Raw genomic sequence first — 26679 nt, forward strand, 5'->3', positions numbered from 1 at the left:
CGGTCTTCGACGTCGAGAAGGGGTTTTTCGAGGTGGCGGTGGACGCGACGAGCGTTCGCGCCGCGCGCGGATTACTCGATGTGGACGGCGGGCCGGTACGGCTGCGCGCGGTCGGCCTTGTCGGCGGGGTCGACGACGTCGTCGCCGCCTTCGGTGTAGACCTCGACGGTGGCGTCGAACTCGCGGCCGAGGAAGTCCGCGGCCGCCTCGTAGACGTCGCGTTCGTCGACGCCAGCGAGCGCGTCCAGTTCGTCGTCGTCGCGTTCGCGGACGAACTCGACGAGGTCCTGGGCGAGGTCGTTCACCGCGTTGCCTTTCTCGCGCAACTCGGGGTCGCTCATCACTTCGCTCATCACCTGGCCGACGTCGCTCCCGACGTCGCGGACGGTGTCGAGGACGTCGTACTTCCAGTCGGCTGCGGCGTAGACGCGGACGACGTCGGGGTCGGTGTCGGTGACGTCGACGATGTCGTTCACGTCCGCGGTCAGGTCCTCGACGAGGCGTTCCTCGACGAGCACGCTCTCGTCGACGAACGCGTCGTCGACCGCGGGCCACGCGGCGTCCTCCGCGGGTTCGCCCGTGATGTCCTCGTGGAGTTCGTTCGCCATGAACGGCGTGAACGGCGCGAGCAGCTTCAGGCGCGTCTCGAGGACGCGACGCTGCGTCCACCGCGCACCCGGTGCGTCGAGGTCGCGGCGCCGACGGTACCAGCGCAGGTCCTCCTCCAGGTTGTAGAACGCCGCCTGGCTCGCGGTGCGCGTCTCGAAGTTCTCCATCGCCTCCGTGACAGTCGCGACGGTCTCCTGGAGGCGCGCGAGCAGCCACCGGTCGGCCTGCACGAGCGCGTCGCGGTCGCCCTCGGGAGCGTCCACGACCTCCCGGGCGCGCCGCCAGAACCGCTCGAGCTGGTCCTGGGTCGTCTCGACCTGGTCGTCGCGCCAGTCGTAGTCCTGCCAGGGCTCCGCGGAGTTCATCAGGAAGAACCGGACGGTGTCCGCGCCGTAGTTCGAGATGGCCTCCCCGGGGAGGACGACGTGGCCCTTCGACGAACTCATCTTCTCGCCCTCCAGCAGCCCCATGCCCATCACGGTGATGCCCTCCGGCCAGTTGTCCGGGTCGAACAGCTCGGCGTGATGGAACAGGAAGAACGTCAGGTGGTTGTTCACGAGGTCGTTCGCCGAACACCGGTAGTCGACGGGATACCAGTAATCCCACTCCTCGCGCAGTTCCAGCGCCTGCTCGGGTGCCTCGCCCTCGACCGCGTCCGCGCCGTAGAACAGCGCGTCGAAGAACTCCTGCGTGAGGTCCTCGACGGGCACGTCCGAGATGCGGTGCGCGATCGTGTAGTACGCCATGTAGATCGTCGAGTCCGACAGCGGCTCGATGACGAAGTCCTCGTCCCACGGCAGTCGCGTGCCGAGGCCGTAGTTCCGGATGCACGGCCACTCGTTCAGCCAGTCGACGGTGTGGTCGTACTGCTCTCTGGTGTTGTCCGGGATGGCGTCGAGCTGGGCGACCGCGTCGTGGGCCTTCCGCTTCCAGTCGGCGTCGTTGTACCGGAGGAACCACGTGTCCTGCTTCGCGACCTCGACGTCGCCGCCGCACCGGCAGACGACCTCCTCCGAGAACTCCTGCATCGTGTCGAACGCCTCGCCGAGGTACGCCTCCTTGAACTCGTCGCGGACGTCCTCGACGACGCCACCGGCGAACTCGCCGTAGTCGTCGTGGAGTTCACCGGAGTGGAACTCGGCGTTGTAGAGGTCCTGCGTGACCGACTCCAGTTCGGGGTCCTCGCTCGACGTGATGCCGGCGTCCTCGACCGCGGACTTCGCGGGGATGTCGCCGTACCCTTCGATGTCGAGGATGGGGATGGGTTCGATGGCGTCGACGGCCGCGGGGTCGATGCCGTACTGCTCCATGCGTGCGTCGTCGGCCTTCGCCTCCTGCAGCGCGAGGTAGTCGTCGGGCGAGTGCGCGGGGACGCTCATCACGACGCCCGTCGCGTTGTCCGCGTCCACGAACCCGGCGGGGAGGACGAGCACCTCGTCGCCCGTGACGGGGTTCGTCACCGTCTCGCCGACGAGCGCCTCGCCGCTGTACTCGTAGCGCACCTCGACGTCCCGACCCTGCAGGTCGAGCTTGCGCGCCGCCTGCGCCGAGACGAACCAGAACTCGCCGTCCACTTCGGCGACGACGTACTCTGCACCTGGGTCGATGTACGCGTTCGTCACGCCACGCACCGTCTCCGGCCGCAGCGTCGCCATCGGCACCGTCACGTCGGCGTCGTCGATGGTCGCGCCGAACTCGACGAGCGTGTACTCCTGGAACTCCGCCTCCTCGCCCTCGAGGATGTCGTGCGTGGTGACCGGCTGGTCCTCGTTCGTGCAGTACTTCACCGGATGCAGGCCCTTCTCGAGCAGCCCGCGCTCTTTGAGGGTGCGGTACTGCCAGGAGATGAACTGCGAGTACCGGTCGTCGTTCGTCGTGAACTCCCGGCGCCAGTCGATGCTGAGGCCGAGGTCCTGCATCCCCTTCTTGTAGTGCTCCTCGATGAAGTGCCGCGCGAACCCCATCGGCGTCTCCAGGTCCTGGAGGGTGTCCTCGTCGACGTTGTACGTGTTCTTGAGGACGTCCAACTGCTCCTCCTCACCCTTCTTCAATCGCTCGACGGCACCGATGATGGGCGTCCCCGTGACGTGCCACGCGATCGGGAACAGGACGTTGTCGCCCTGCAGACGTCGATAGCGCGCGTAGACGTCCGGGACCGTGTACGTTCGGGCGTGCCCGATGTGCATCCCGCCGCTCGGGTAGGGATAGGGGACGGTGACGAACGTCGTCTCCTCGTCGCCCGCGGGGTCGGCCTCGTACCGGCCCTGCTCGCGCCATCGCGACCGCCACTTCGACTCCAACTCCTGGGGGTCGTACTCGCTCATGGACTCGAATTCACGCGGCCGATGTATAAGCACTCTCAACTCTATCGCGGGACTGTACCGACGCTCGTCGACCGCTCGCAGGTCCGTTCTGGTGCACGCTCGACGCGACGGCCTCCACCCCCGAAAGGCGTCTGGGATGACAGGTCCGGCTGTCTGCCCGACGTGCGACGCCGAAGGTTAAGGCCCCCGCGGTCCAGCTCCAGCTCGTGGGGGAGTTCGCACGAACGCTCCAGACCGCACTCCGCGACGGCCTCGCCGCGCGAGCGACCGCGTTCGAGTGGAGCGAGGAGTACGGCGTCGGCGGCACGCCCGTGGACGTCGCCGGCGTCACCGCCGAGAGCGACCGCGGTCCACCGCACGACGACGCCCCGAGCGTCCTCGTCGCGGTGGAACTCGAAGTGCGGCGCGCGGACCCCGCGAACAACACCGTGAAACTCCTCCGGAACCTCGAGACCGGCGCGCTCGACCGCTTCGACCGCGTCGTCGTCTGCCAGGTCTTCACCGCGTACTACGACCTCGTGAACGGCGGCGTGAGTACGAAACGCGAGAACGCGACGTTCGTCGGGCGCCTCGCCGCCGACGCACACGAGCACGTGAGCTATCACGCCGTCGACCTGCCCGTCGACCCACCGAAGCGTGGGGCCGACCCGCCGGATGGATGGGAGGCGAGCGTCGCGGACGCCGTCCGGGCGGTCGAACGCGCCGTCGACGACGCGAGCGGTTAGTTGATGTCGATGCTGTGCCCGTCGACCTCGTCGGTCGCCTTCGGGAGCGTCACGGTGAGCGTGCCGTTGTTGTAACTCGCTGCGATCTCGTCCTCGACGACCGGGTCGGGGACGCGGACGGTTCGGCTCGCGGACTCGCTGCGTTCCCGGTGGACGTACGTCCCGGCGTCCTCGTCCGTCTCCTCGGATTCCTCCTCGCGCGAGGCGTCGATGCGGAGGTCGCCGTCGGCGAACGTCAGGTCGATGTCGTCGACGGCGTACCCGGGGAGGTCCGCGACGACGGTGTACTCGTCGCCGTGGTCCTGCATGTCCACGGGGACGGCGTTGAACTCGCCGAGGTCCCCGGTCTCGAGTTGTCGGCTCATCCGGTCGAACATGTCCTCTAGCTCGTCGAAGGGATTCCGTCGCATGACAGAGGACAGTTCAGCGGCGCGCGTAATAAATCTCGTCCCGCGGCCGGGCCGACGCCCGGTCCCGGAACCGGCGATGGGCCGCGTCGCGGTCAGGCGGCCGCGACCGCGTCCAGGAGTTCTTCGTACGGCGGTTCGGTCGCCGGGTCGTCGGCCTCCCACGCGAACGTGACCGTCCCGTCGTCGTCGAGGACGAACACCGCGCGGTTCGCGACGCCGTGCAGGCCGAGGGGCTCGATGTCGATATCGAGGTCGTACGCGCGGATGACCTCGCGACTCGTGTCGCTCACGAGGCCGAAGCCGAGGTCGTACTCGTCGGCGAACGCGCCCAGCGAGAACGGCGAGTCGGCGCTGATGCCGAACACGGTCGCGCCCGCCGCCGCGAAGTCCTCGGCGTGCTCGTCGAGCGCCACCATCTCGTTCGAGCACGGCGGCGTGAACGCCCCCGGGAAGAACGCGAGGACGACGGGGCCGTCGCCGAGGTGCTCGGAGAGGTCGAACTGCTCGTGGTCGCTGTCGCCGACCGTTGCGGTGAACGTCGGCGCGGAATCACCTGTTGTTACCATCACCTACGTCGACGGGCGCCATCGGCCTAACGAGCGCCCCGAAGTGGTTCGGGTGCCGGCCGTGGCCGTCACGAGACGACGGTCTTCACGTCGTACGACCCGAGTTCGCGCACCCACCCGTTCTCGCAGAGGTCGCGGACGACCGCGAGCGCCTCCTGGGTTCGGTCCTCGTAGAGGCCCCCCTCGACGTCGAGGTGGAAGCAGTAGTCGCCGAGGCGCTCGCCGCTCGGCCGGGACTCGACGCGCGTGAGGTTCACGTCCCGCTCCGCGAACGGTTCCAGGAGTTCCAGGAGCAGCCCGGGGTAGTTCGCGTTCGGGTAGACGACGAACGTCGACTTCCCGCCGGCCTCGGACCTCTCGTCGGGGCCCGCGATGGCGAAGAACCGCGTCGCGTTCGAGGTGCGGTCCTGGACGTCCTCGGCGAGCACGCGGAGCGCACCCTCTCCCGGTTCGTCGTCGGCGTTGTCCGGATGCGCGATGGCCGCGACGGCGGCGTCCTCGCGAGCGCGCTCCACGCCGGTCGCGGTCGACGCCACCGCCTCCTGGTGGACGTCCGGGTACGCGTCGTCGAGGAACCCGCGGCACTGCGCGAGCGCCTGCGGGTGACTCGCCACCACGTCGAAGTCCTCGCGTTGCGCGAGCAACGCGTGCTTGATCGGCGTCACGACCTCCTGCGTGACGGCGACGTCGTAGTCAGCGAGCGCGTCCAGCGTCTCCGTCACCGACCCCTCGATGGAGTTCTCGATAGGGACCACGCCCCGGTCGGCGTCCCCGGACGCGACCGCCTCGACGATGCTCGTCACGGACTCGCGGAACGACACCTCGCCGTCGCTGACGGCACGTGCGGCGCGATGCGAGTACGTCCCCGACGGACCGAGCGTCACAGTCGACATACGCCCCGCTACCCGGCCGGGCGAGAAAAGACCGTCGGGGCCGACAGACGTTGCTGTCGCCGCTCGCTCGCGACAGTCACCCTCGTCGACACCGCCCGGAGCGACCCCGTGGCGGTCGTCGTCGCGGCCGTCACCGTCGACCGAGCGTGAACCCCCCGAGGCGGCGGGAGTCGAGACGGCGGGAGTCAGACGCGCTCGACTGACCCGTCGGCCTCGCCGGTCTCGTCGTCCTCGCTGCCCTCGTCACGACCGAACGCGAACGCGAACGCGAGGAACACGACGCCGAGCGTGACGAACGTCGACCACACGATACCGCCCGCGACGGTCGACGACGCGACGCCGATGGCGAGGAACGTGATACCGACCGCGAGGAACGCCTTGTTCATGCGTCGTCTTGGGGCGACGACCGCATAGCCGTTGCGTCGACCGTCGCGACCGGCAGACGCCCACCACGGGCACCGGTGCGCGAGCGTTTTTCGCGCTGGCGGCCGAACCCGAGCGCATGGAGGTCGTTCCAGAAGCCGCGGTCGAGAGCACCGAAGCGGTCGACGACGTACACCTGAAACTCCTCGCCGGCGGGACGGAGGCGAACGTCCAGCACTTCCGCATCGACCCGGGCGCGGTCGTCCCCGAGCACAGCCACCCCAACGAACAGGTCGGCTACCTCGTCTCGGGCACCCTCGAGTTCCACGTCGACGGCGAGACCATCGCGCTCGAATCGGGCGACTCCTACGCCATCCCCGGCGACGAACCCCACGGCGCCGAGAACCCCGGCGACGACCCGGCCGTCGGCATCGAGGTGTTCAGTCCACCGCGCGAGGACCCCGACTGGCGGAGCTGACCGGTCCCCGCGCGAGCGGCCCGAGTCGGTCGAACGGTGGACCGGCAGGGTTATGCGTCGACGCCAGCGACCGTCAGGTAGACGGCACGGACGGCAGCACCTTTCAGCCCGCGTGCTCTGCACGTGGCGCGACCGCTGACCGGCCTACCCCGTCTACTCTACACGCCACGGAGCGACAGCTATCGCGTTCTTCGGGCGAAATCGTCCCGTCAGCGACGGGGTCGGGGACGCGGGTGGCGGACGCGAGACGAAAGCGCACACGGCGCGTCCGGGATGGACGCGGCGGCCCGCGTTCGAGGGCGGGGCGTCAGTTGACCTGTCCCGACAGTTCCGCGCCGGCCTTGAACTTCACGACGTTCTTCGCGGCGATCTTGATCTCCTTGCCAGTCTGGGGGTTCCGGCCGGTTCGCGCCGAGCGCTTCGAGATGCTGAACGACCCGAACCCGGGCAGCGAGAGGTCGTCGTCGCGCTGGAGTGCAGTCGTTGCGACGACGACGAACGCGTCGAGGAACGCTCGGACGGCCTTCGGCGCGAGTCGGGTCTCGCGAGCGAGTCGGTCCGCGTCGATCGGGCAGCCGTCCACGGGGTCGCACGCGCGGCCACGACCGCGGCGGCGCTTGCGGCGTGCGCGATGCCGGCGCCGGTCGCCCTCGCCAGGAACGAGGTCGAGCGCGGCAGCGAGTTCGTCGCCGCAGCGGAACCGGACGACGTTCTTCGCGGCGCTCTCGATCTCCTTGCCCGTCTGGGGGTTGCGGCCGGTTCGCGCCGAGCGCTTCGAGATGCTGAACGACCCGAATCCGGACCAGGCGACGCGGTCACCGGCCGCCAGGGCCTTCGTGGTCGCGTCGAGGAACCCGTCCAGGGCCTTCTTCGAGTCCGCCTTCGAGAGACCGCTCTTCGAGGCGATCGCTTCGACGAGTTCCGGCCGCTCTCCCGCCGCGACCTGCCCGGTCGCGGCCGGTAGCCCGAACGCCAGCACCGCCGACGCCGCGGCGCCTCGCCGTAGCACGGCGCGCCGCGAGACGCCCGTCTGGTGTGTGGTATCGTTGTTCACGACGTGTTCACGCGCCACAGAAGCATAACTATGCCGTAAATATCCGTCTCGGTATGAGTCGTTCGTGGCTGCGAACCCCCAGCACCGAAACCTGCGTCGAAACCGAAGCCGAGACCAGCGTCGAACCGGAGCCGGGACCCGCGACGTTCGGCTGGCGTGCGTCGAACCGGGAGCGGAACGGTCGGTGAAGGAGTCGGCGGTGCGTTACCGGTTCAGGGTGTGGATGGCGTGCCCGAGCGCGTTCTCGGCGGCCTCCATCACGGCCTCGGCGAGCGTCGGGTGCGTGTGCACCGTCGACGCGACGTCCTCGAGGGTCGCACCCATCTCGATGGCGAGACCGAGTTCGGCGACGAGTTCGCTCGCCTCCGGGCCGACGATCTGCGCGCCGAGGACGAAGCCGCTGGGTTCGTCGGCGACGATGCGGACGAACCCGTCCGTCTCACCCGTCGTGAGTGCACGACCGCTCGCCTGGAACGGGAACTTCCCGACCGCGGGCTCGAAGCCCTGCTCCTCGGCCTCGGCCTCGGTGAGACCGACGGTCCCGATCTCGGGTTCGGTGAACACCGCGGCCGGCATCGCCTGATAGTCGACCGCCGACGGTTCGCCCGCGACCACTTCGGCAGCAATCTGGCCCTCCTTGCTCCCCTTGTGCGCGAGCATCGGTTCGCCAGCGACGTCGCCGACCGCCATGATGTGCTCGACGTCGGTACGGCAGCGGTCGTCCGTCTCCAGGAACCCCTGCTCGTTCGGCTCCAGGCCCGCGGCCTCGAGGTTCAGCGTGTCCGTCACGGGCTGACGGCCGACGGCGACGAGGACCTTGTCCGCCTGCAGTTCCAGTTCCTCGATCTCGCCCTCGGCCTCCGCGGCCTGCCCGCCGTCCGCGGCCGCGGGACTCGCGGTGACGACGATGCCGTCGTCGGTCTCCGCCCAGTCGCTCGCGGAGTACCCGAAGTGGAACTCCACGCCGAGGTCCTTCGCGTGCTTCTTCACGACCCGACTGACGTCGTCCTCGTACGGCGGGAGGACGTCGTCGAGCATCTCGACCACCGTGACGTCCGTGCCGAGCTTCGCGTACACGCTCGCGAGCTCCATCCCGATGTAGCCCGCGCCGACGACGACGAGCTCGTCCGGGACCGACTCCAGCGAGAGCGCGTGCTCGCTCGAGAGGACGTGCTCGCCGTCGAACTCGAACCCCGGGATCTGGATGGGACGCGAACCGGTGGCGACGATGCAGTGCTCGAAGTCCAGCGATTCCGAGCCCTGGCCTTCGCCGCCGTGGACGATGCGCACCGAGTTCTCGCCGTCGAACTCCGCGGTGCCCTCGATGAGGTTCACGCCGTTGGCCTTGCAGAGCTTCTCGACGCCGCCGGTGAGCTGGTCGACGACCCCGTCCTTCCAGGACATCATCTGGGTCATGTCGACCGCGGGGTTCGCGTGGATACCCATCTCCTCGGCGTTCGCCGCGTCGTGCTTGAGGCCCGTCGCGGTGATGAGTGCCTTCGAGGGGATGCACCCACGGTTCAGGCACGCGCCACCGTATTCGTCCTTCTCGACGAGCGTGACGTCGAGCCCGAGCTGTCCCGCGCGGATCGCGGCGACGTAGCCGCCGGGGCCCGCGCCGATTACGAGGAGGTCCGTGCCAGTTGTGACGTCTCCAACGACCATACAGGAACCACCGCCAGCAGGCATAAGAAACCCCAAGTATTGCCAGCGCCGCCGTTCGGCGACTGGGAGCGACCCCCACGCGTTGGTGGGTTCGCAGCGATGGCGAAGCCGGTCGGAGACGTCAGGGACGCGTCAGCGTCGAGTACGGTGGTGGCAACAGCAGGTCGCTGTCGGGGTGCTCGCCCCGCCACGCGCCCCACGTCGACGTCTCGAACGCCCGCACCCGCAGGCGGTCGCCGCGCCGCGGCCCGCAGATGGCCTGCCCGAGGAGCTGCGACCAGTAGGATCCGGTCGCGCGGTCGTACATCACGAGGTTCGCGGTCGGACTCACGCCCTCCTCGCGGTCGCTCTTCACGCGCCCGTCCTCCTCGCTCGCGGCCGCCCAGATCCGCGGTGGCTGCCAGAGCACTCCCGTCACGTCGAACACGGTCGGTTCGCCCGCGACCGTCCGGTCGGCGACGAACCCGCTCCGACACAGCGGGCAGTACGACACCAGGAGCGGCCCGCCGAAGTCGTCGTTCGCGATCTCGTTCACCGCGAGTATCGACAGCGGGTACGCTCGCGCTCGGCCGTCGGGGAGCGCGACGCCGACGACGGCCGAGTCGTCCGTGACGGGGCGATACGGCGGGCCGACGTCCTCGGGCCACTCGGCTCCGAACGCCGGGCGCTCGATGGCGACGATGTCGCTGTCACCGATGGGGCGCTCGCAGACGTCCGCGGGGCGACCCGTCGCCGCCAGCGAGTAGTCGACGACCTCGCCGTCGGTCGCAGTCGCGTCGCCGCTCCCGGTCGCGTTCCCGCCGCCCGCCGCGTCCGCCAGGTCGCCGGAGCGCGTGAGCGCGCCGCGACACCCGGCGGTCGCGACGACGCCCGTCCCGAGCGCGGCGAGGAGCTGCCGGCGGCGAGTCATACCCGAGGAGAGGACGCGAGCGCGCATAACCCGACCGCGGCTGTGCGACCAACGAACACGGCCAGCGAACGCGCTCGGCGCGCATCGAATCGCCAGCGAACGCTAGCACGCGTCGAATCGCCAGAACGAACCGCGAAGGTGGAGTCGCCTCGAACCCGCGTCACTCCAGCAGGAGGAGTTCGGGGTTCTCGAGGTACTTCTTGACCTCGTTCGTGAACCGTGCGCCGTCCGCACCGTCGATGATGCGGTGGTCGAAGCTGAGCGAGAGCGTGAGGACGTGGCGGATCTCGATGGCGTCCTCGCCGTTCTCGTCGGTCATCACGCGCGGCTTCTTCTTGATCTCGCCGAGCGCGAGGATCGCGCTCTCGGGGTGGTTGATAATCGGCGTCGCGTACTCGCCGCCGATACCACCGATGTTCGTGATGGTGAACGTCCCACCGCGCATCTCGTCGATGCTGATGGTGCGGTCGCGAGCCTTCTGGACCTTCTCGTTCATCTCCGAGGACAACTGGAGGAGGCCCTTCCGGTCGGCCGCGTCGACGACGGGCACCATGAGACCGGCCTCGGTCGCGGTGGCGACACCGATGTTGTAGTAGTGCTTCGTGACGACCTCCTCGTTGTCCTCGTCGAGGGAGACGTTCACCTGCGGGTACTCCTTGAGCGCCGCGACGACCGCCTTCATCACGAACGGCATGTACGTCAGGCGGATGCCGCGCTCCTCGGCCTCGCCCTTCAGGCGCTTGCGGGTCTCGACGAGCTCGGTGACGTCGACCTCGTCGTGGTGCGTGACGTGGGGCGCGGTGTACTTCGAGTTCGCCATCGCGTCCCCGATGGTCTTCCGGACGCCCTTGTACGGCTCCCGGGTCTCGCGCTGCCCGTCGGCACCCATCGTCTCGCCCGCGGCCATCGCGCCGGCGTCGGCCGCCTGCGCCTCCTGCATCGCTTCGGCGTACTCCGTGACCGCCTCGGGCGTGACGAACGCCTCGCCGTCCCGGGTCTCGTCCGTCGGGACGTCGTCGATGTCGACGCCCTTCTCGTCGGCGAGCTTCCGCGTCGCCGGCGCCGCGAGCGTCTTCTCGCGACCAGCAGCCTCGACCCCCTGCGGCGACGGCGCCTGCTGCGTCCTCTGCGCGCTCGCCGTCTGCGCGCTCGCCGTCTGCGCGCTCGCCGCGCTGCCGCCCGAGGACGCCTCGCCGGCGTCCGCGTCGGCCGTCGCGGGCTCCGCGGACTCCTCCGCTCCCGCGTCGTCCTCCGCTCCCGCGTCAGCGTGCGCCTGCACGTCCGCGTCCGTCACGCGACCGCTCGGGCCCGTCCCGTCGACCTGCGAGATGTCGACGCCGAGCTCGCGAGCGAGCTTCCGCGCACTCGGTGGCGCGAACACGCGACCCTCGGGGGTCTCGACCTCCTCGGGTTCGCCAGCGTCCGCGCTGGCCGCGGCGTCGTCCGCGCCAGCGTCCGCGTCCGCCGATTCGGTACCGGCGTCCGCGGCGGCGTCCGCGCTCGAACTCGTGTCGTCGAGGTCGTCCTCGCCCTCGACGTTGTACACCATGATGACGTTCCCGACCGGCACCATCTCGCCTTCCTCGGCGAGCAGCTCTTTCACGGTGCCGTTGTACGGCGACGGCACGTCCACGAGCGCCTTGTCCGTCTCCACCTTCGCGACCGCCTGGTCCTCCTCGACGGTGTCACCGGGTTCGACGAGCCACTCGACGAGCTCGCCCTCGGCGACGCCCTCACCGACGTCGGGGAGCTTGAATTCCTGGGGCATCTTAGAAACTCACCGCGTCGCGGATGCCCTTCTTGATGCGAGCCGGCTCCGGGAGGTAGTAGTCCTCGAGCGCGTACAGCGGGAACGGCGTATCGAACCCGGTGATGCGCTCCACGGGCGCCTCCTGGTACATGAGCGCCTCCTCCTGGATGATGGTCGCGATCTCGCCCCCGAGGCCACCGGACTTCGGAGCCTCGTGGACGACCGCCGCACGACCCGTCTTCTTGAAGGACTCGACGATCGTGTCCTTGTCGAGCGGCGACATCGAACGCAGGTCGACGACCTCCGCGTCGATGCCGTCCTCCTCGGCGAGCTCCTCCGCGGCCTCCATCGTCGGGCGCGTCATGGCGCCCCACGTGAACACCGAGATGTCGCTCCCTTCGCGACGCACCGCCGCCTCGCCGAGGGGGACCTCGTAGGACTCGTCGGGGACCTCCTCGCGGAACGCCCGATAGATGAGCTTCGGTTCGAGGAACACGACCGGGTCCGGGTCGCGGATCGCCGCGATGAGCATCCCCTTCGCGTCGTAGGGCGTGCTCGGGATCTGGACCTTGAGTCCGGGCTGGTGCGCGAACATCGCCTCCGTCGACTCGGAGTGATGCTCGGGCGCACGGATACCGCCACCGTACGGTGCACGGATGACCATCTGCGCCGTGAACCGGCCGCGACTCCGCGTGCGGAGGCGCGCGGCGTGACTCACAATCTGGTCGAACGCCGGGTAGATGAACCCGAGGAACTGGATCTCGGGCACCGGCTTCAGGCCGTACGCGGCCATCCCGATCGCGGTGCCGACGATGCCGGCCTCGGCCAGCGGCGTGTCGATGACGCGGTCCTCGCCGAACTCCTCGTAGAGGCCGTCCGTCGCGCGGAACACGCCGCCGTTCTTCCCGACGTCCTCGCCCATCACGAGGACGTCCTCGTCGTCGCGCATCTCGCTCTGCAGGCCGTCGCGGACGGCCTGTACGAGCGTCAGGTTCTCCGTTGCTCCGTCGATGTCTGGTGCTTGCTGACTCATGTTAGTCACTCCAAGAGGGCGTCGTCGCCGAACTCCTCGCGCACCTCGTTGAACCAGTCGAGTTGCGACTGGAGGCGCTGGGGCATGTCGGCGTACACGTGGTTGAACATCTCTACGGGGTCCGGGCGCTCCACCTCCTCCGCCGCCGAGATCGCTTCGGCGACGTCGTCCTCGATGCGCTGGGTGATCTCGTCGTCGAGCTCGTCGTCGAGGATGCCCTGCTCGCGGAGGAACGTCTCCATCCGCGGGATGGGGTCCTTCTGCTTCCAGCGCTCGACCTCGTCGTCGTCCCGGTAGACCGAGGGGTCGTCGGCGGTCGTGTGCGCGCCGAACCGGTACTGGACCGCTTCGATGAGCGTCGGCCGTAACTCGTCCTCGTCGGGGTCTTTCGCCTTCTCGACGGCTTCCTTCGTGACCTTGTACACGGCGAGGGGATCCATGCCGTCGACCTGCACGCCCTCGAAGCCGTACGCGTCGGCCTTCTGGGCGATGGTCTCGCTCGCGGTCTGCTTCTCGCGGGGCACCGAGATCGCCCACTGGTTGTTGTTACAGAAGAACACCGCGGGGGCGTCGAACACGCCCGCGAAGTTCAGGCCCTCGTGGAAGTCGCCCTCGCTCGTCGCGCCGTCGCCGAAGTAGCAGAGGAACGCGTTCTCCTCGCCCTTCAGGCGGGACGCCCACGCCGCACCGGTGGCGTGAGGGATCTGGGTCGCGATGGGGACCGCGACCGTGAACAGGTTCACGTCCTCGGGGATGGCATTCCCCTGTTCGTGCCCCATCCAGTACAGGAGCGTTCGTTTCAACCCGAACCCGCGGACGAGCGCGGCGCCGTGCTCGCGGTAGCTCGGGAACATCCAGTCGTCGGTGTCGAGTGCGTGGGCGCTCGCGACCTGCGCGGCTTCCTGGCCGGACAGGGGCGGGTACGTCCCCATGCGGCCCTGGCGTTGCAGGGACACGGCACGCTGGTCGAAGTGCCGTGCGAGCTTCATCTGCTCGTAGATCTCGAGGAACTCGTCGTCGGAGAGGTCCGGCACCTCCGCGTCGTCGAGCACTCGACCGTCGTCGTCGAGTACCTGTACGCGGTCTCGGGGGCTTCGTTCTAGCGTGCTCACGGGAAGACGCACCTTCGCATACGCGATACGTCTCTTGCTCGCGTTATATGATTTTCGTAAAAACGTTACTATCAAGCGGATTCTTGCCACACCTTCGCATTGAACGTCCGGGAATACCGGCGAGAACTGTAACCTTTCAGTTTTCCACCGCTGTATCGAACGCATCGAACGTTCCTCACGGTTTTTCCACCGACATTCTGGACGAACGGGCGAGAGTAGTGAACGGGTACGGACCGAAAGCGGCGGCGGTCGACCCCGACTCGGCCGGTTGAGGCCGGAGAATAGTGCGAAGCGGTGGCGTGGCTGCGCCGGAGTGCCGCGGTCCGTGACGCGTCAGTCGCCGGCGAGTGGGCGCGCCGATGCGGTCGGGGACAGCCAGCGTCCTGCGGTCCGCCTCGGGGACCTCGGAGCGGGAACGGGACTCGGTCATCGCCCCAGTTTCGAAACCAAGTGACAAAACGGGAGGGTCGGTGCGAGTGTGGACGACCGTCCCTGGAGTCCTCCCCGTACCGACCCATCGGAAGTCCATTGCCGCCTGAGGAGTTAATTTGCGTATCGACCGACGCAAGTTCTTGGCCGGTATCGGGACAGCAGCCGTCCCGACCGGGACCGTCGTCGCGAACGAACGCGGGTCGCGACGGTACGTCGGCAAGTCCGACGATCCGGTCACCGACGTCGAACAGCAGGACGCCGACGCCGTCCTCAGCCGCCACTCCGACGGCCTCGAAGGCCGCCTCGACGTCGCAGGGTTCCGGCTCGCCTTCGGCGACGATAACCGCCTCCCCGACGTCGAACAGCATCGGGAACGTCACGCTGGTCGACGATACCGCCGAGAGTGACGACGTGGGCACGATGGACTACATCGACGACGGCGGCGGTGGCGGATGCAGCGACGACGATGTCGGGTTCCTCGACGAAGATACCCTGAACGGGTTCATGGAAGAGGAGTTCCCGGACCGCTGTAGCGGCGAAACCGCCAGGTCGGGATGGGCCTACGAGCTCGGAACGTCCGCGAAGGTCCGGTACGACGCCGACTGCAACGTCGCCACCGATTACGACGAGATTGCCGAGCTCGGCGGCTACAAGCGCTTCCAGATGCAAGCACGCTTCAGCGACCCACCCGACCCTTACGTGCAGGAGTGCGACCAGGACGATGGCGTGCCCTATCAGACGAACGTCGAGTTCTGGGTCCACCAGACCGATGGCACGGAACAGTCGGAGGCGTCGCTCTCCAAGCCCGAACCGCAAGACAGTGAGGACACGTCGGACCCCGGGAGCAACGTCCTGGGGCTGTCACTCGACATCGTGAACAGCGTCTCGGGCGTGTATGGGTCCGTTGCGACGACACTCATCGACTACGCGCTCAGCAGTGACTCGGGTTCGGGCGTGACTGTCGACCACCGGCCGGACTACACGAACGGCGGCAATCAGGAGGAGTACTACTGGGACATTCCGCTCGACGGATCGTACCAAGACGAAGACGACGCGAACCCGCACTTCCCGGACAGCACCGACAACGTTGCAGGAGCGAGTATCAAGGTCGAGAACGGTTCGGCCGAAGGCTGGACGCCCCGGCTGGAAGCACGGTCCCGCTTCCAGTTCGGCGACCTCGACTACTACGACGGCAAGTGTCCGTTCGACATCGCTGCATCCGTCTTCAAAACGAAGGAGACGGCCATCGTCAGCAACGTCGCCGAGTACACGAGTACAGCGACCTGATACCTGTTCGATCATGACCCCATCCACAGCCAACGACGGTTTGGGTAGACGCGAGGTGCTATCGTCGACGGTGGCGTTTGTCGGGACGGGAATCCTCGCCGGCTGCATGCAACCCGAGGAAACGACCGACTTCTCCGTCCTGAACGTCACGAAGGAAGCGACGGGCGATGGGTCGATAGCGGTGCGCGTAGTCGTTCGGAACGACGGCGGCGCCGGCGGAACCACGACCACGAACGCGAAAGTCGAGTACGATGGGACGACGTACGGCCCCCGCGAGGCCGAGGTCGGTGTGAATCCGTCGAGCCAGAGTGCCGCGACGTTCACGTTCGCCCTGGATGGAGGAGCCAATGACGACCTCGACGCCTACGACGTGTACGGGCGGGTTCCCGGCCAGGACTGGGTGACTGCAGCCGAGTCCGAGTGGACAGAAGCGAACTGAAGCCCCGACTCCACCGCTCAGTCCGACGCGACTCTTCGAGCCGCCTCGCGGCTCGCGGCTACGGCCGTTCGCTCAGTCGGAGGCCACCCTCCGGGCGGCCTCCCTGGCCTCCTCGACGCTCTTCCCGTCCCGCAGCACGGCGTCGACGAACAGCTCGCCGGCCTTGTACGACGACCGCACCATCGGGCCGGACGCGCAGTAGAGGAAGTCCATCTCGTCCTCCGCGACCGCGCGCCAGGTGTCGAACTCGTCGGGCGTCACGTACCGCTCGACGTCGAGGTGGGTGCGGGAGGGCTGGAGGTACTGGCCGAGCGTGACGACGTCCAGGTCGATCTCGCGGAGGTCGCTGAGCGTCTGGTAGATCTCGTGGTGGTACTCGCCGACGCCGAGCATCAGGCTCGTCTTCGTGTAGATGTCGGACTCGCGGCTCACCTGCTCGAGGACCGACAGCGACTGCTCGTAGCCCGCGCGACGGTCGCGGACGGGGTGCTGGAGGCGCGAGACGGTCTCGACGTTGTGCGCGAACACGTCCGGGCCGGCGTCGATTATCTTCCGGACGAGTTCGGGGTCGCCCTGGAAGTCCGGCGTGAGCACCTCGACGAGGATGCCGGGGTGGCGGCGCTTGATCTCGCGGACGGTCTCCGCGAAGTGCTCGGCGCCCTGGTCGGGGAGGTCGTCCCGGTCGACGCTCGTGAGGACGACGTAGTCCAGGCCGATCTCGGCGATGGCGTCCGCGACGTTCGCGGGTTCGTCCGGGTCGAGCGGCTCCATCCCGCCCGTCTCGACGTCGCAGAAGTTACACGTGCGCGAGCATCGGTGGCCCATCAGCATGAACGTCGCCGTGCCGCCGTCGCCCGACCCGTTCCGCCCGCTCCAGCACTCCCCGAGGTTCGGGCAGTTCGCCTCCTCGCAGACCGTGTTCAGGTCGTGCTCTCGGAGGGTGCGCTTGATGTCCGTGAACTCACGGCCCGACGGCGGCCGCATCTTCAGCCAGTCGGGCTTCCGCGAGCGACTCATGACAGAAACTGCGGGATGGGATGGGTTAAAGCGTGGGGTTCCTCGCGTCCGCGGTCGCCGCGAGCCAGTCCGCGGGGGCGTTCGCGAACGCGGTGACGGCGTCGCGGACGTCGTCGCCGTGCCCGAAGACGAGGTGACCGCCGGTCTCGTACGCACGGAGTGCGGCGTTCGGGGCGCGGTCGGCGAACCGGGCGGCGGCCTCGTAGTCCGCGAGCGGGTCGTCCTCTGCGTGGACGACGAGCGTCGGGACGTCGAGGTGGGCGGGGTCGTAGTCGTCGGCGTGCTCGACGACGTGCGGGTTCGTGAACGAGGTGTCGATGGCGATGCCCTCGCGGCGTGGGGCGACGGGGAACAGCGTCTCGAAGAGGGCGTCGACGCGGTCGCGGTCCGCGTCGGCGGCGGCCGCCCAGTCGTCGCTCGAGACGCCGAACGTGCGGCGGAGGAGCCAGGGGGCGCGGGAGCGCAGCAGCCAGAAGGTGGGGTCGCGCAGGAGTGGCGCGGGTGGACCCGTGGGGCCGTCGTGGTCGTCGGTCGCGTCGGCGGGCGGCGTCCCGGCGGCGAGGAGGACGAGCGCGCGCGTTCGCTCGGGGTGGTCGAGCGCGAACCGGATGGCGGCGGCGGCGCCCGCCGAGGTGCCGACGACGACAGCGTCGTCGACGTCGAGGTCGTCGAGGAGTTCGGCGAACGCGCGCGCTTGCGTCGCCGGCGACGGGTACGTCGGGACGTCGGAGCCGAGGTACCCGAAGCGCGACGGGGCGACGATGCGAGCGTCGTCGACGAGGCTGTTCCCGATCTGCATCGCCTGGTCGGAGCCGCCGACGATGCCGTGCGAGACGAGGACGGGCACGCCGGTGCCGCGGTCGCGGTATTCGACGTCGCCGACGGGCGTGTGCGCGACGTGGTGCTCGGTCGGGGCGACGCGAGCGTACGCGGCGTCGCGCTCGCGCCGGTAGGTGGCGTACTCGCGGGCGAGCACGGTGAACGCGGTGGCGCCTCCGGCGACGGCTATCGCGACCAGGGCGCCGGTCCGGGTCGGTTCGCTCGGCACCAGGTCGACGGTGTCGTCGCCGGCGGCGTCGGCAGGGGGTTCGTCGGAACGGAAGCGCTCGGGGATGATTCGGTCGAGCATCGCGCCGCCGGCGGTGACGCGGTCGAGCATCGCGCCGCTGGGGGTGACGCGGTCGAGCATCGCGCCGCCGGCGGTGACGCGGTCGGGGGTAGGGCGGTCGGCGGACATCGTCGTTCGCGTATGTGTTCGGCGCGAGAGCGTGTATGTCGTTCGCGTGATTCCCGCCGCACGGGAACAGCGACCGCCGGTTCGTCCTCGGTTCGGGCCTGCTATGTCAGGTCGAATAGGCCCTCGGTAAATCCAATCGCCATTTCCGATAGAGTTTAGTGAGTGGTGTGCACCATATTGCCAAAGGAAATGCTAGATGTCTCCACGGAGGACATCACCGACGGGTCCATCCTCCGCTCCCTCCTCCTCCTCGCCACCCCATTGGTCCTCCAGAACGTCGTTCAATTCGCCCAGCTGATCGTCGACGCCATCTTCCTCGGTCGCGTCGGCGAGACCGCCGTCGCCGCCGTCGGGTTCGTCTTCCCGCTCACGAGCGTGATGCTCGCGGTCATCGTCATGCCGTACGTCGGCACGCAGGTCGTCGTCAGTCAACGCGTCGGGGGCGGAGACCGGTCCGGTGCCCGTCGCGTCGCCGTCAACGGCGTCGCGCTCGCGCTCGTCGTCGCCCTCCCCGTGCTCGCCGCCGTCCTCTTCGTCGGGCCGCCACTCGTCGACGCTGCCGTCGCGTTCCTGAACCCGACCGACGGCATCGCCGACCCCGCGAGCATCTACCTCGTCACGTACGCGCTCGCCGTCCCGTTCATCGCGGTGTCGGACACGCTCGAGGGCGCGTTCGTCGGGTGGGGTGACTCGCGAGCGGCGCTGTACGTGAACGTCGTCGCGGTCGCCGTGAACCTCGCACTCGACCCCGTCCTCATCTTCGGGTGGGACGCCATCGGGATGCCCGCGTACGGCGTGCAAGGTGCGGCGCTCGCGACCGCCATCGGGTACGCCGCCGGGATGGCGCTCGTCGTCGGGTTCACCGTCGGCCTCCGGGACACGTTCACGCTCTCGCGCGACGACCTCGCGTTCGACGCCGGCGCGTGGCGAGAGCTCGTCGACGTCGGGTACCCGAACTCGATCCAGCGCGTGTCGAAGGACGGCGTGAAGGTCGCGATGGTCGCACTCGTCTTCTACGCCGGCGGCGGGGCGGCGATGGCGGCGTACACCATCGGCGTCCGCGTCTCCGCTATCGCGTGGATCCCCGCGAGCGGCCTCCAGCAGGCCGCCCAGAGCGTCGTCGGCCAGAACCTCGGTGCGGGGAATCCGTCGCGCGCGAAGGAGACGACGTGGACGGGCGTCGCCATCGCGGCGGTCGGCCTCGGCGGCATCGGCGTCGTCCAGTGGTTCGTCCCGGAGGCGCTCGCGACGCTGTTCATCCCCGACGTGTCCGGTGACGCGCTCCGGTACACGGTCGCGTACCTCCAGATCCTCGCGGTCGGCTACTGGGCGATCGGCGCGAGCTACCTCCTCCAGGGCGGCTTCAACGCGGCCCGACGCACGCGAACGAGTCTCGTCGCGAGCCTCGCACAGAACTGGGGGGTGCGCCTCCCGATCGCGGTCGTCGGCATCGGCCTCCTCGGCGGTGGCGCCATCGCGGCGTTCTGGGCGGTGACGCTCTCGAACGTCGCGGTCGCACTCGGCCTCGCCGCGTACTACCGGTACAAGACGAGTAACGGGATGCTCGACCGCGCCGCCGAGACCGCGACCGAAGCGAGCAGCGCGTAGCCGGACGGTCGACCGCGACGCGGACTCGGTAGTTGGACGGCCGACACGACTATACTCGTCGCCGTTCGCCCCTTAGTGAATGCGAGACAGGGAGTGTCCCATCGAGGAGTGCTCGGCGACGGTCCGGTTCGAGTCGCCGGTGGTCGAGGTGACCCCGCGATACCGCCTGCACGACCTCGGTGAGGTCGACGAGTTCGCGACGTGTCCGGACTGCGACGCCGAGGTCGCGGGGTACTATCCCGAGACCGAGCCCGAGGGCGGGGACGTGGAACTCATCCTCGACGTCGACGACGAGGACGACGAGGACGCTGACGCGACCGCGGACGAGCGTGACGCGTCCGCTGCCGGGTTCGACGCGGCGACCGACGACTTCGACGACCCTGACGACGTGCTCGACGACCCTGACGACGTGCTCGACGACCCTGACGACGAGGAGGCGAGCGGCGATGACGCGACCATCGACGCGGACGACGCGGACGCCGTCTTCGGGTCGGTCGACGACGAGCACGAGCGGTAGGGGTCGTCGACGACGCGGCGGTGCGACCCGGGACGGAAACGACTTTGAGGCGCGCTCACTCGGTACCTATCAGGATGGAGGTCGCCGAGGTCGTCCCGGAGTTCGCCGACGCGTTCGCGTTCGAGGAGTTCAATCCGATGCAGCGCGAGGCCTTGCCCGCGTTGCTCGAACGCGACGACAACGTCGTCGCGAGCGCGCCGACCGCGAGCGGGAAGACCGCGCTCGCCGAGCTCGCGATTTGTGACGCGCTCGCCGACGGCGGCACCGCGCTGTTCGTCGCGCCGATGCGCGCGCTCACGAACGAGAAGGAGAGCGAGTGGGAGCGCTTCGAGGACCTCGGGTACTCGGTGTACGTCGTCACGGGCGAACGCGACCTGAACCCGCGTCGGGCGCGGCACGCGGACGTGCTCGTGATGACGCCCGAGAAGCTCGATTCGGCGACCCGCAAGCACGATTCGGCGCGGTACGACTTCGTGACGGACGTGGACGTCGTCGTCATCGACGAGGTCCACCTCCTGGATTCGGACAAGCGCGGGCCGGTGCTGGAGGTGACGGTGTCGCGGCTGCGGCGGCTCTGCGACCCGCGCGTCGTGGCGCTGTCGGCGACGATGCCGAACGTCGAGGACGTCGCGGCGTGGCTGGACGCCCCGCCGGAGTGCACGTTCGAGTTCAACGAATCGTATCGGCCCGTGGAGTTGAACGCGGGCGTGAAGACGTACACGCACGGCGACAACTCGTTCGCGGACAAGTACCGGCGGCTGTACCGGGCGCTCGACCTCGCGGAACCGCACGTGCGCGAGGACGGGCAGGCGCTCGTGTTCGTCTCCTCGCGCCAGGACACCGTGCAGGCCGCGAAGAAAGCCAGGGACGAGGTCGCCGAACGCGACATCCCGATGGGCACCAGAGGGGACTACGACTTCCACACGGACGCGAAGGAGCTGCAGAACGAGACGCTGAAGAACAGCGTGCTCGATGGGGTGGCGTTCCATCACGCGGGCCTGTCGAAGGGCGACAAGGACCGCGTCGAGCAGTGGTTCAAGGAGGGCAAGATTCAGATACTGTTCTCGACGTCGACGCTCGCGTGGGGCGTGAACCTCCCCGCCAGGTGCGTCGTCATCCGGGACACGAAGCTCCACGACCCGCTCGAGGGCGAGGTCGACATGAGTCCGCTCGACGTCCTCCAGATGCTCGGGCGTGCGGGCCGTCCGGGGTACGACGACGTCGGGTACGGCTGGGTGGTGTGCGACCGCGCGGACGCCGACAAGTACCGGCGCCTGCTGCGGGAGGGCAAGGACATCGAGTCGCGGCTCGCGGACAATCTGGACGCGCACCTGAACGCGGAGATCGCGATGGGCACGATCAGGGACCTCGAGGACGTGATGTCGTGGCTGGAGACGACGTTCTACTACGTGCGGGCGTCGTCGGCGCCCGACCGGTACGACTTCGAGGGGCTCCGCGAGTACGTCCGCGAGAAACTGGAGGCGCTCGTCGACGGCGGGTTCGTGGCCGCGAGCGAGGACCTGTCGCTGTCCGCGACGAGCCTGGGGATGCTCGCGTCGAAGTTCTACCTGCGGCTCGATACGGCGGCGCGGTTCCGCGAGCTGGCGACGCGGGACGCGAGGATCGACGAGGACGCGGTCCTGGGTGCGGTGGCGACGGCGACGGAGTTCGATTCGGTGAGTGCACGCCAGAGCGAGAAGGAGGCGGTGGACGCGGTGCTCGTCGGTCGGGACACGGGCGAGATGGACCCGGGGCAGCGGAAGGTGCTCGCCATCGTGCAGTCGACGATGACGGGGTCGACGCCCGCCGAGTTGCGCTCGGACGCGTGGGTCATCAAGCAGAACGCGCTCCGCTTGCTGGGGGCGTGCCGGGCGTTCCTCGAACGGTTCGCGGACGGGCACGCGGCGAACGTCGCGGAGCGCGTCGCCGCGAGAGTCGAGAACGGCGTCTCGGGGGACGCGGTCGGGCTCACCGCCGTTGACGGCGTCGGGTCGGGCCGGGCGAGCAAGCTCGCGAAGGAGGGCTATTCGACGCCGGGCGACCTGACCATCGGCGGCGTCGAGGACCTCGTGAACGCGGGGCTCTCGGAGGGCGTCGCCGAACGCGTCCACGAGTCCGCGAGCGACCTCCCGGCGCCCCGCGTCGAGTGGGGCGCGTTCCCGGATCGTATCGCGCGCGGCGAGAACGACCACCGGGAGGTGCGCGTGGTGAACGACGGCGGCGGCGCGAACGCGCACCTCCGCGTGACCGTCAACGGCGTGGAGATGACCGAGACGGAGACGTACCTCGGCGACGACGCGACCCTTCCGGTCGCGGTGTTCGGCGCGAACGACGACGAACTCACGTACGAGGTCTCTATCGCGTTGCCCGACCACCCGCTCGTCCCGGTCGCGGAGACGCGGACGGTGGAGGTGGAGTAGCCGTGGGGGCGGCCGACCCGAGCGAGGAGTCCGCGACCGACCGCATCACCGGCGCCGACCCACCCGGTTCCGACGGTGCAGCCGATGCCGACGACGATGCGCCCGCAACCGACGCCGAGGAGCGCGTCGACGTCGTCTGGTTCCCCGCGGACGACGACTACGTCGTGGTCGCCGCGGGCGACGGCGACCGCGCCGTGAACTTCCACCGGTACGGCCGGTTGATCGTCGCGGGCATCGGCGCGCTCTTCGCGACGCTTGGCGTCGTCATCTTCCACGGGTTCGTCACGTCGAACACGAGCCTCGCGTGGCCGACCTCGGGCATCGTCTTCGGCGCTGGCGCGCTCGCTGCGACCGCGTACGTCTACTGGCGGTACGACCCCGAGCCAGCGCCCGAGGTCGTCGCGCGCGACGAACCCGTCGACAGCGCGAGAGACGAGTTCGACTTCGAGGACTGACCGACTGGCCGGCATACGGCGACCGCCAGGTCGCCGTTTCTTGGGTGGATTGACTCGACTCGCAAGCGGCTCTCGTCACTCCTCGGCGGTGTGCTCGACGTAGTCGTACCGCTCGACGAACACCGGGTAGTCGATGGTCCACTCCTGCTCCTGGAGTGGCACTGTCACGGTCACGGTCGTCGGGAGCGTCTCGACGAGTTCGGTGGTCGAGAGCCCGGGCTCGATGGTCCCCGTCTCGAAGTCCTTCCGGTGGGTCTGGTGACGGGCGAACGCACGGGTGTCTCGACCCTCGCCCTCGGTTCCGACGCGGACGCCGGGACGGTCGAACAGTGACGGCTCGAACCGGTTGCCGAGAACCACCTCCACCGTTCGCTCGCCCTCCCAGGCCGCCCACACGACCGGGTCGTAGTGGTACGTGTCGGTGGCGTCCTGATATCGAACGGTATCGTTCCCGGCGACGTATTCGTGGTCCAGCGGCCAGCCGTCGAGCGTTCGACTGACGGGGTCGCCGGTGGCGCGCATCCGTTCACCGTGTTCGAGCGGCGGGTCGTCGTCGAACACGCTGGAGACGCATCCGCTGGTCGCGGCGAGCGCACCGCTGAGGAGGGCGAGGGCGCGACGGCGGGAGGGCATGCGCGACGGATGTGGCCGCGCCGACCAAGTGTTTTGGGGTGGCGTGACGTCGACCGTTCGCGCTGCGAGGACCGCAACCTACACGCCGCGGGGGCGTCTCGCCCCGTGTATGTCTCCGACCGTCGACGACCTCCGGAACGAGATCCGCGTCGCGACTGGCCGTCACGAACGCCTCGTCTCCACGGGGTTCACGAAGGAGGCGCTCGCCGCCGTCTGTACCGAACTCGGGTACGACGTCGGCGACGGCGGGTTGCCGGCGAAGGAACTGATGCGGGCGGAGATCCGCTCGCGCGTCGGGCTCGTGGACGACGCGGACCCCGAGTCCGAGGGGGGCGCGTTCCGGAAGGCGGACCTCGAAGCCATCGCGGACGCGGTCCGCGAGGACTAGTCCCGAGTCGAGCGCTCGCGAGGCCCGCGGCATCGTTTAGCAGGCCCTGAGAATCCACGCCGGGGGTCTTTGCCGAGGGACACTGATAACAGTATACGTATGTGTTCGGACACTGATCCGCAGATGGTCGACGCGCTGCACCGGTGTCTCGAGCACCCGGTTCGTCGCGCCGTCCTGTGCGCGCTGGCGGAGCAGACCGAGGAGGTGACGACGCTCGACGCGCTCGTCGACACGCTCGACGAGACGATGGCGGGCGGCGAGGACCAACTCCGGATCGAACTCCATCACGTGCACCTGCCGAAGCTCTGTGCGCTCGACGCCGTCGAGTTCGACTACCGGAGCGGCGCCGTCCGGTTCCACCCGGAGTCGGCGACGTCGCGGTTCGTCGAGCAGGAGCTGACGAACGACTGAGACGACGCACCGGACCGCCGTCAGTACGAGATGCCCTGGTCGGTGACCTCGACGCGGAGTCCGTAGTAGACGCCGCCGCGGTCGAGGTACGCCATGGTGTCGTCCTGCCGGTCCAGGTGCTCGCGGACGCGACCGACGAACCGGTCGAACGCGTTGCTGGGGTCGCACGTCGAGTGGCCACCGTCGGTCGTGACGGCGTCGAGCAGGTCGCGTTCGTCGTCGCGCAGGTCCGCGAACCGTATCGGTGCGTACCCGCCGTCGAGGCTCGTGGTGGTGTGGTCGACGGCGATGGTGCTGTCGTAGTGTTCGTCCATCGCGTCGCGCTCCGCGCTGGTCTCGCAGTCGGGCGTGTGGTCCCACGCGGTCAGGTTCCCGGGCGCGGTGTGTTCGCTCTCGGTCCCGCCGCCGCCGGCGGGCGTGGAGAGGCAGCCGCCGAGTGCGGCGGTCGCGGTCGCTGCGGCGACGCCGACCGCGGTCTGGAGGAGTCGACGACGAGTGCGGTCGGGCACGTGCCACTCGTCGGTGGCGACGCAGGAAAAGGTGGCTCTAGCTGAAACGCGCGTTTCGCGGGCTCTCAGTCGTCGGCGGTGGTGGGGGCCTCTTCGCAGGGGTCGGTCGCGAACCGGCGGGCGTCGCGGACGACCGCGTCGCCGAGGTCGCGGAGGCGGGATTCGATGTCGGGGTCGGTGATGGCGCGGTCGTCGAGCGCGGTGGGGTCGGGGTCGAACTTGCTGGCGGCGTTCCGGATGCCGACCTGTTCGGGGACGACGTGGCCGTGGACGCCGCGGACGGTCGCTCGCATGTGGTCGAGCGTGGAGGCGTAGCTGCCGCCGCCGGCGGTGGCGACGAGGCCGACGACGGTGTCCTCGTACTCGTCCCAGCCGCAGTGGTCGTGGAAGTTCTTGAGCGCGCCCGTGAGCGAGCCGTGGTAGACGGGTGAACCCAGGAGGACGGCGTCGGCGTCCTCGACGGTCTGGAGGAGGTCCGCGACGCCCTGGTCGTCGACGTCGGGGTCGTACATGGGGACGTTCTCGCGGCCGACGTCGAGGAGTTCGGTGGTCGCGCCGGCGCGCTCGGCGGCGTCGAGCGCGTACGTGAGTGCGGTTCGCGTGTAGGACGTCTCGCGGAGACTCCCGCAGACGGCGACGACGGAGACGGCTGTCATTGCCTCGACTTGGAGACCCGCGTGGTTAAGCCCCGCGTCATCGGGAGAATCGCGTGCGTCACGCGACAGTCGTTGGGATTACGGCGCAGTCGTCGGGGTCGCGGCGCGGTCGTGTTGGGGCGACGACGCGTCGAGAAAGTTGTATGGTACCGAGGCGCATGCTTGGGGTATGGAGTCAGCCGGTCCATACGCGGACGCCGAGAACCGGCACGTCGCGACACGTGTCGTGGACGCAATAGACAACGGGAGCGACCCGACGGCCGCACTCGACCTGCTCGCCGACGACGTTCGTATCGTCCACCCAGGCCGGGGTGTCGACGAGCGCGGCCGCGCGGCGGCCGTCGACTGCTGGACGCACTGGCACGCCGGCCTCCCCGACTACCGCGAGGACGTCGAACAGGTGGTCTGCGACGGCGACACCGTCGTCGTCTTCACCACGTGTCGCGGTACGCACGTCGGCGAACTCGACGGCATCCCGTCGACGGGTCACGCCGTCGAGGTACCACGCGTGCATCGGTTCCGCGTGAGCGACGGGCACGTCGTCGAGTGGTGGACGCTCACCGACCGGCGTGCGGTCGCCGAACAGCTCGGCGTCCAGCCGACGAGCCTCGGTGGCCTCGCCCGCGTCGGCCTCTCCGCGATCAAGCGCGCCGTGAAGCGGTAACTGGCGGGATTCCGCGAGTGCGACCGGTGCACCTGCTCGCCTCGTGGAGCTGTGACTGGGGCGACACGACTATGAACGTGGGAAGAACACACACGCGTAGGTTCTGGTCCGGGA

General features: G+C 69.0%; 28 protein-coding genes. 12 read left to right on the forward strand and 16 right to left on the reverse strand.

Annotated elements, in window-relative coordinates; translation table 11 throughout:
* Nucleotides 1-71: 71 nt before the first annotated feature.
* Complete coding sequence (gene leuS / locus LI336_RS15705) at nt 72-2933, reverse strand: leucine--tRNA ligase (RefSeq protein WP_227134097.1); 2862 nt, start codon at nt 2931-2933, stop codon at nt 72-74.
* A 206-nt stretch (nt 2934-3139) separates the two neighbouring features.
* Between leuS and LI336_RS15710 the strand changes: the two genes are divergently transcribed.
* Complete coding sequence (locus LI336_RS15710; RefSeq protein ID WP_227134098.1) at nt 3140-3658, forward strand: hypothetical protein; 519 nt, start codon at nt 3140-3142, stop codon at nt 3656-3658.
* Here LI336_RS15710 and LI336_RS15715 read toward each other — a convergent pair.
* From LI336_RS15715 to LI336_RS15730, 4 genes are all read right to left on the reverse strand, one after another.
* A complete protein-coding gene (locus LI336_RS15715; RefSeq protein ID WP_227134099.1) occupies nt 3655-4068 on the reverse strand; it encodes an Hsp20/alpha crystallin family protein in 414 nt (137 codons plus the stop codon). The genes LI336_RS15710 and LI336_RS15715 overlap by 4 nt on opposite strands.
* A gap of 92 nt (nt 4069-4160) precedes the next feature.
* Entirely contained in the window at nt 4161-4634 is a 474-nt protein-coding gene (locus LI336_RS15720) for a redoxin domain-containing protein (protein ID WP_227134100.1), read from the reverse strand.
* A gap of 68 nt (nt 4635-4702) precedes the next feature.
* Nucleotides 4703-5527, reverse strand: coding sequence for a prephenate dehydratase (pheA, locus tag LI336_RS15725; protein WP_227134101.1), 825 nt, complete (start codon nt 5525-5527; stop codon nt 4703-4705).
* Between the two features lie 185 nt (nt 5528-5712).
* Nucleotides 5713-5913 carry a hypothetical protein gene (locus LI336_RS15730; protein ID WP_227134102.1) on the reverse strand — a complete coding sequence of 67 codons (201 nt, stop codon included), beginning with the start codon at nt 5911-5913 and terminating at the stop codon, nt 5713-5715.
* Nucleotides 5914-6029: 116 nt separating this feature from the next.
* On the opposite strand from LI336_RS15730, the gene LI336_RS15735 reads away from it, so the two are divergent.
* Nucleotides 6030-6368, forward strand: coding sequence for a cupin domain-containing protein (locus tag LI336_RS15735; RefSeq protein ID WP_227134103.1), 339 nt, complete (start codon nt 6030-6032; stop codon nt 6366-6368).
* Nucleotides 6369-6675: 307 nt separating this feature from the next.
* Here the strand turns inward: LI336_RS15735 and LI336_RS15740 are convergent, their stop codons facing one another.
* From LI336_RS15740 to pdhA, 6 genes are all read right to left on the reverse strand, one after another.
* A complete protein-coding gene (locus tag LI336_RS15740) occupies nt 6676-7422 on the reverse strand; it encodes an HU family DNA-binding protein (protein ID WP_227134104.1) in 747 nt (248 codons plus the stop codon).
* A gap of 204 nt (nt 7423-7626) precedes the next feature.
* Entirely contained in the window at nt 7627-9087 is a 1461-nt protein-coding gene (gene lpdA / locus LI336_RS15745; protein ID WP_227134105.1) for a dihydrolipoyl dehydrogenase, read from the reverse strand.
* A gap of 121 nt (nt 9088-9208) precedes the next feature.
* Entirely contained in the window at nt 9209-9997 is a 789-nt protein-coding gene (locus LI336_RS15750; RefSeq protein WP_227134106.1) for a DUF3179 domain-containing (seleno)protein, read from the reverse strand.
* 160 nt (nt 9998-10157) lie between these two features.
* Nucleotides 10158-11765: a dihydrolipoamide acetyltransferase family protein gene (locus tag LI336_RS15755; RefSeq protein WP_227134107.1), complete on the reverse strand. Its 1608-nt coding sequence runs from the start codon at nt 11763-11765 to the stop codon at nt 10158-10160.
* Between the two features lies 1 nt (nt 11766).
* Nucleotides 11767-12780, reverse strand: a complete 1014-nt coding sequence (locus LI336_RS15760; protein ID WP_227134108.1) for an alpha-ketoacid dehydrogenase subunit beta — start codon at nt 12778-12780, stop codon at nt 11767-11769.
* Between the two features lie 5 nt (nt 12781-12785).
* Nucleotides 12786-13892, reverse strand: coding sequence for a pyruvate dehydrogenase (acetyl-transferring) E1 component subunit alpha (gene pdhA / locus LI336_RS15765; protein WP_227134109.1), 1107 nt, complete (start codon nt 13890-13892; stop codon nt 12786-12788).
* A 572-nt stretch (nt 13893-14464) separates the two neighbouring features.
* Here pdhA and LI336_RS15770 point away from each other — a divergent pair.
* The 3 genes from LI336_RS15770 (at nt 14465) to LI336_RS15780 (ending at nt 16050) form a co-directional block, all read left to right on the forward strand.
* Complete coding sequence (locus LI336_RS15770) at nt 14465-14731, forward strand: hypothetical protein (protein WP_227134110.1); 267 nt, start codon at nt 14465-14467, stop codon at nt 14729-14731.
* A gap of 13 nt (nt 14732-14744) precedes the next feature.
* A complete protein-coding gene (locus LI336_RS15775) occupies nt 14745-15611 on the forward strand; it encodes a hypothetical protein (protein WP_227134111.1) in 867 nt (288 codons plus the stop codon).
* Between the two features lie 106 nt (nt 15612-15717).
* Complete coding sequence (locus LI336_RS15780) at nt 15718-16050, forward strand: hypothetical protein (protein WP_227134112.1); 333 nt, start codon at nt 15718-15720, stop codon at nt 16048-16050.
* Between the two features lie 72 nt (nt 16051-16122).
* On the opposite strand, the gene lipA is transcribed toward LI336_RS15780, so the two are convergent.
* Both lipA and LI336_RS15790 read right to left on the reverse strand, forming a co-directional pair.
* The gene (gene lipA, locus LI336_RS15785) at nt 16123-17067 is read right to left on the reverse strand and encodes a lipoyl synthase (protein ID WP_227134113.1); all 945 of its coding nucleotides are present in this window, start codon (nt 17065-17067) and stop codon (nt 16123-16125) included.
* Nucleotides 17068-17092: 25 nt separating this feature from the next.
* Nucleotides 17093-18304, reverse strand: coding sequence for an alpha/beta fold hydrolase (locus LI336_RS15790; protein WP_227134114.1), 1212 nt, complete (start codon nt 18302-18304; stop codon nt 17093-17095).
* 189 nt (nt 18305-18493) lie between these two features.
* On the opposite strand from LI336_RS15790, the gene LI336_RS15795 reads away from it, so the two are divergent.
* The 4 genes from LI336_RS15795 to LI336_RS15810 all read left to right on the forward strand — a co-directional run bounded on the left by LI336_RS15795 (nt 18494) and on the right by LI336_RS15810 (nt 23304).
* The gene (locus LI336_RS15795) at nt 18494-19912 is read left to right on the forward strand and encodes an MATE family efflux transporter (RefSeq protein WP_227134115.1); all 1419 of its coding nucleotides are present in this window, start codon (nt 18494-18496) and stop codon (nt 19910-19912) included.
* Nucleotides 19913-19991: 79 nt separating this feature from the next.
* Nucleotides 19992-20429 carry a hypothetical protein gene (locus tag LI336_RS15800; RefSeq protein WP_227134116.1) on the forward strand — a complete coding sequence of 146 codons (438 nt, stop codon included), beginning with the start codon at nt 19992-19994 and terminating at the stop codon, nt 20427-20429.
* A gap of 74 nt (nt 20430-20503) precedes the next feature.
* Complete coding sequence (locus tag LI336_RS15805; protein WP_227134117.1) at nt 20504-22849, forward strand: DEAD/DEAH box helicase; 2346 nt, start codon at nt 20504-20506, stop codon at nt 22847-22849.
* A gap of 2 nt (nt 22850-22851) precedes the next feature.
* A complete protein-coding gene (locus LI336_RS15810) occupies nt 22852-23304 on the forward strand; it encodes a hypothetical protein (RefSeq protein ID WP_227134118.1) in 453 nt (150 codons plus the stop codon).
* A gap of 75 nt (nt 23305-23379) precedes the next feature.
* Here the strand turns inward: LI336_RS15810 and LI336_RS15815 are convergent, their stop codons facing one another.
* A complete protein-coding gene (locus LI336_RS15815) occupies nt 23380-23937 on the reverse strand; it encodes a hypothetical protein (RefSeq protein WP_227134119.1) in 558 nt (185 codons plus the stop codon).
* Between the two features lie 109 nt (nt 23938-24046).
* Here LI336_RS15815 and LI336_RS15820 point away from each other — a divergent pair, with 109 nt between their 5' ends.
* Together LI336_RS15820 and LI336_RS15825 are read left to right on the forward strand one after the other, a co-directional pair.
* A complete protein-coding gene (locus LI336_RS15820; protein WP_227134120.1) occupies nt 24047-24325 on the forward strand; it encodes a hypothetical protein in 279 nt (92 codons plus the stop codon).
* A gap of 99 nt (nt 24326-24424) precedes the next feature.
* On the forward strand, nt 24425-24736 hold the full coding sequence (locus LI336_RS15825) for a DUF7344 domain-containing protein (RefSeq protein WP_227134121.1): 312 nt from the start codon (nt 24425-24427) through the stop codon (nt 24734-24736).
* A 20-nt stretch (nt 24737-24756) separates the two neighbouring features.
* On the opposite strand, the gene LI336_RS15830 is transcribed toward LI336_RS15825, so the two are convergent.
* Together LI336_RS15830 and LI336_RS15835 are read right to left on the reverse strand one after the other, a co-directional pair.
* Nucleotides 24757-25245, reverse strand: coding sequence for a hypothetical protein (locus tag LI336_RS15830; protein ID WP_227134122.1), 489 nt, complete (start codon nt 25243-25245; stop codon nt 24757-24759).
* 65 nt (nt 25246-25310) lie between these two features.
* A complete protein-coding gene (locus LI336_RS15835; RefSeq protein ID WP_227134123.1) occupies nt 25311-25901 on the reverse strand; it encodes an NADPH-dependent FMN reductase in 591 nt (196 codons plus the stop codon).
* A 169-nt stretch (nt 25902-26070) separates the two neighbouring features.
* Between LI336_RS15835 and LI336_RS15840 the strand changes: the two genes are divergently transcribed.
* Complete coding sequence (locus LI336_RS15840; RefSeq protein WP_227134124.1) at nt 26071-26565, forward strand: ester cyclase; 495 nt, start codon at nt 26071-26073, stop codon at nt 26563-26565.
* Nucleotides 26566-26679: the final 114 nt, after the last annotated feature.

It is taken from the genome of Halorubellus salinus, from assembly GCF_020567525.1.
Classification (GTDB): Archaea; Halobacteriota; Halobacteria; order Halobacteriales; family Natrialbaceae; genus Halorubellus; species Halorubellus salinus.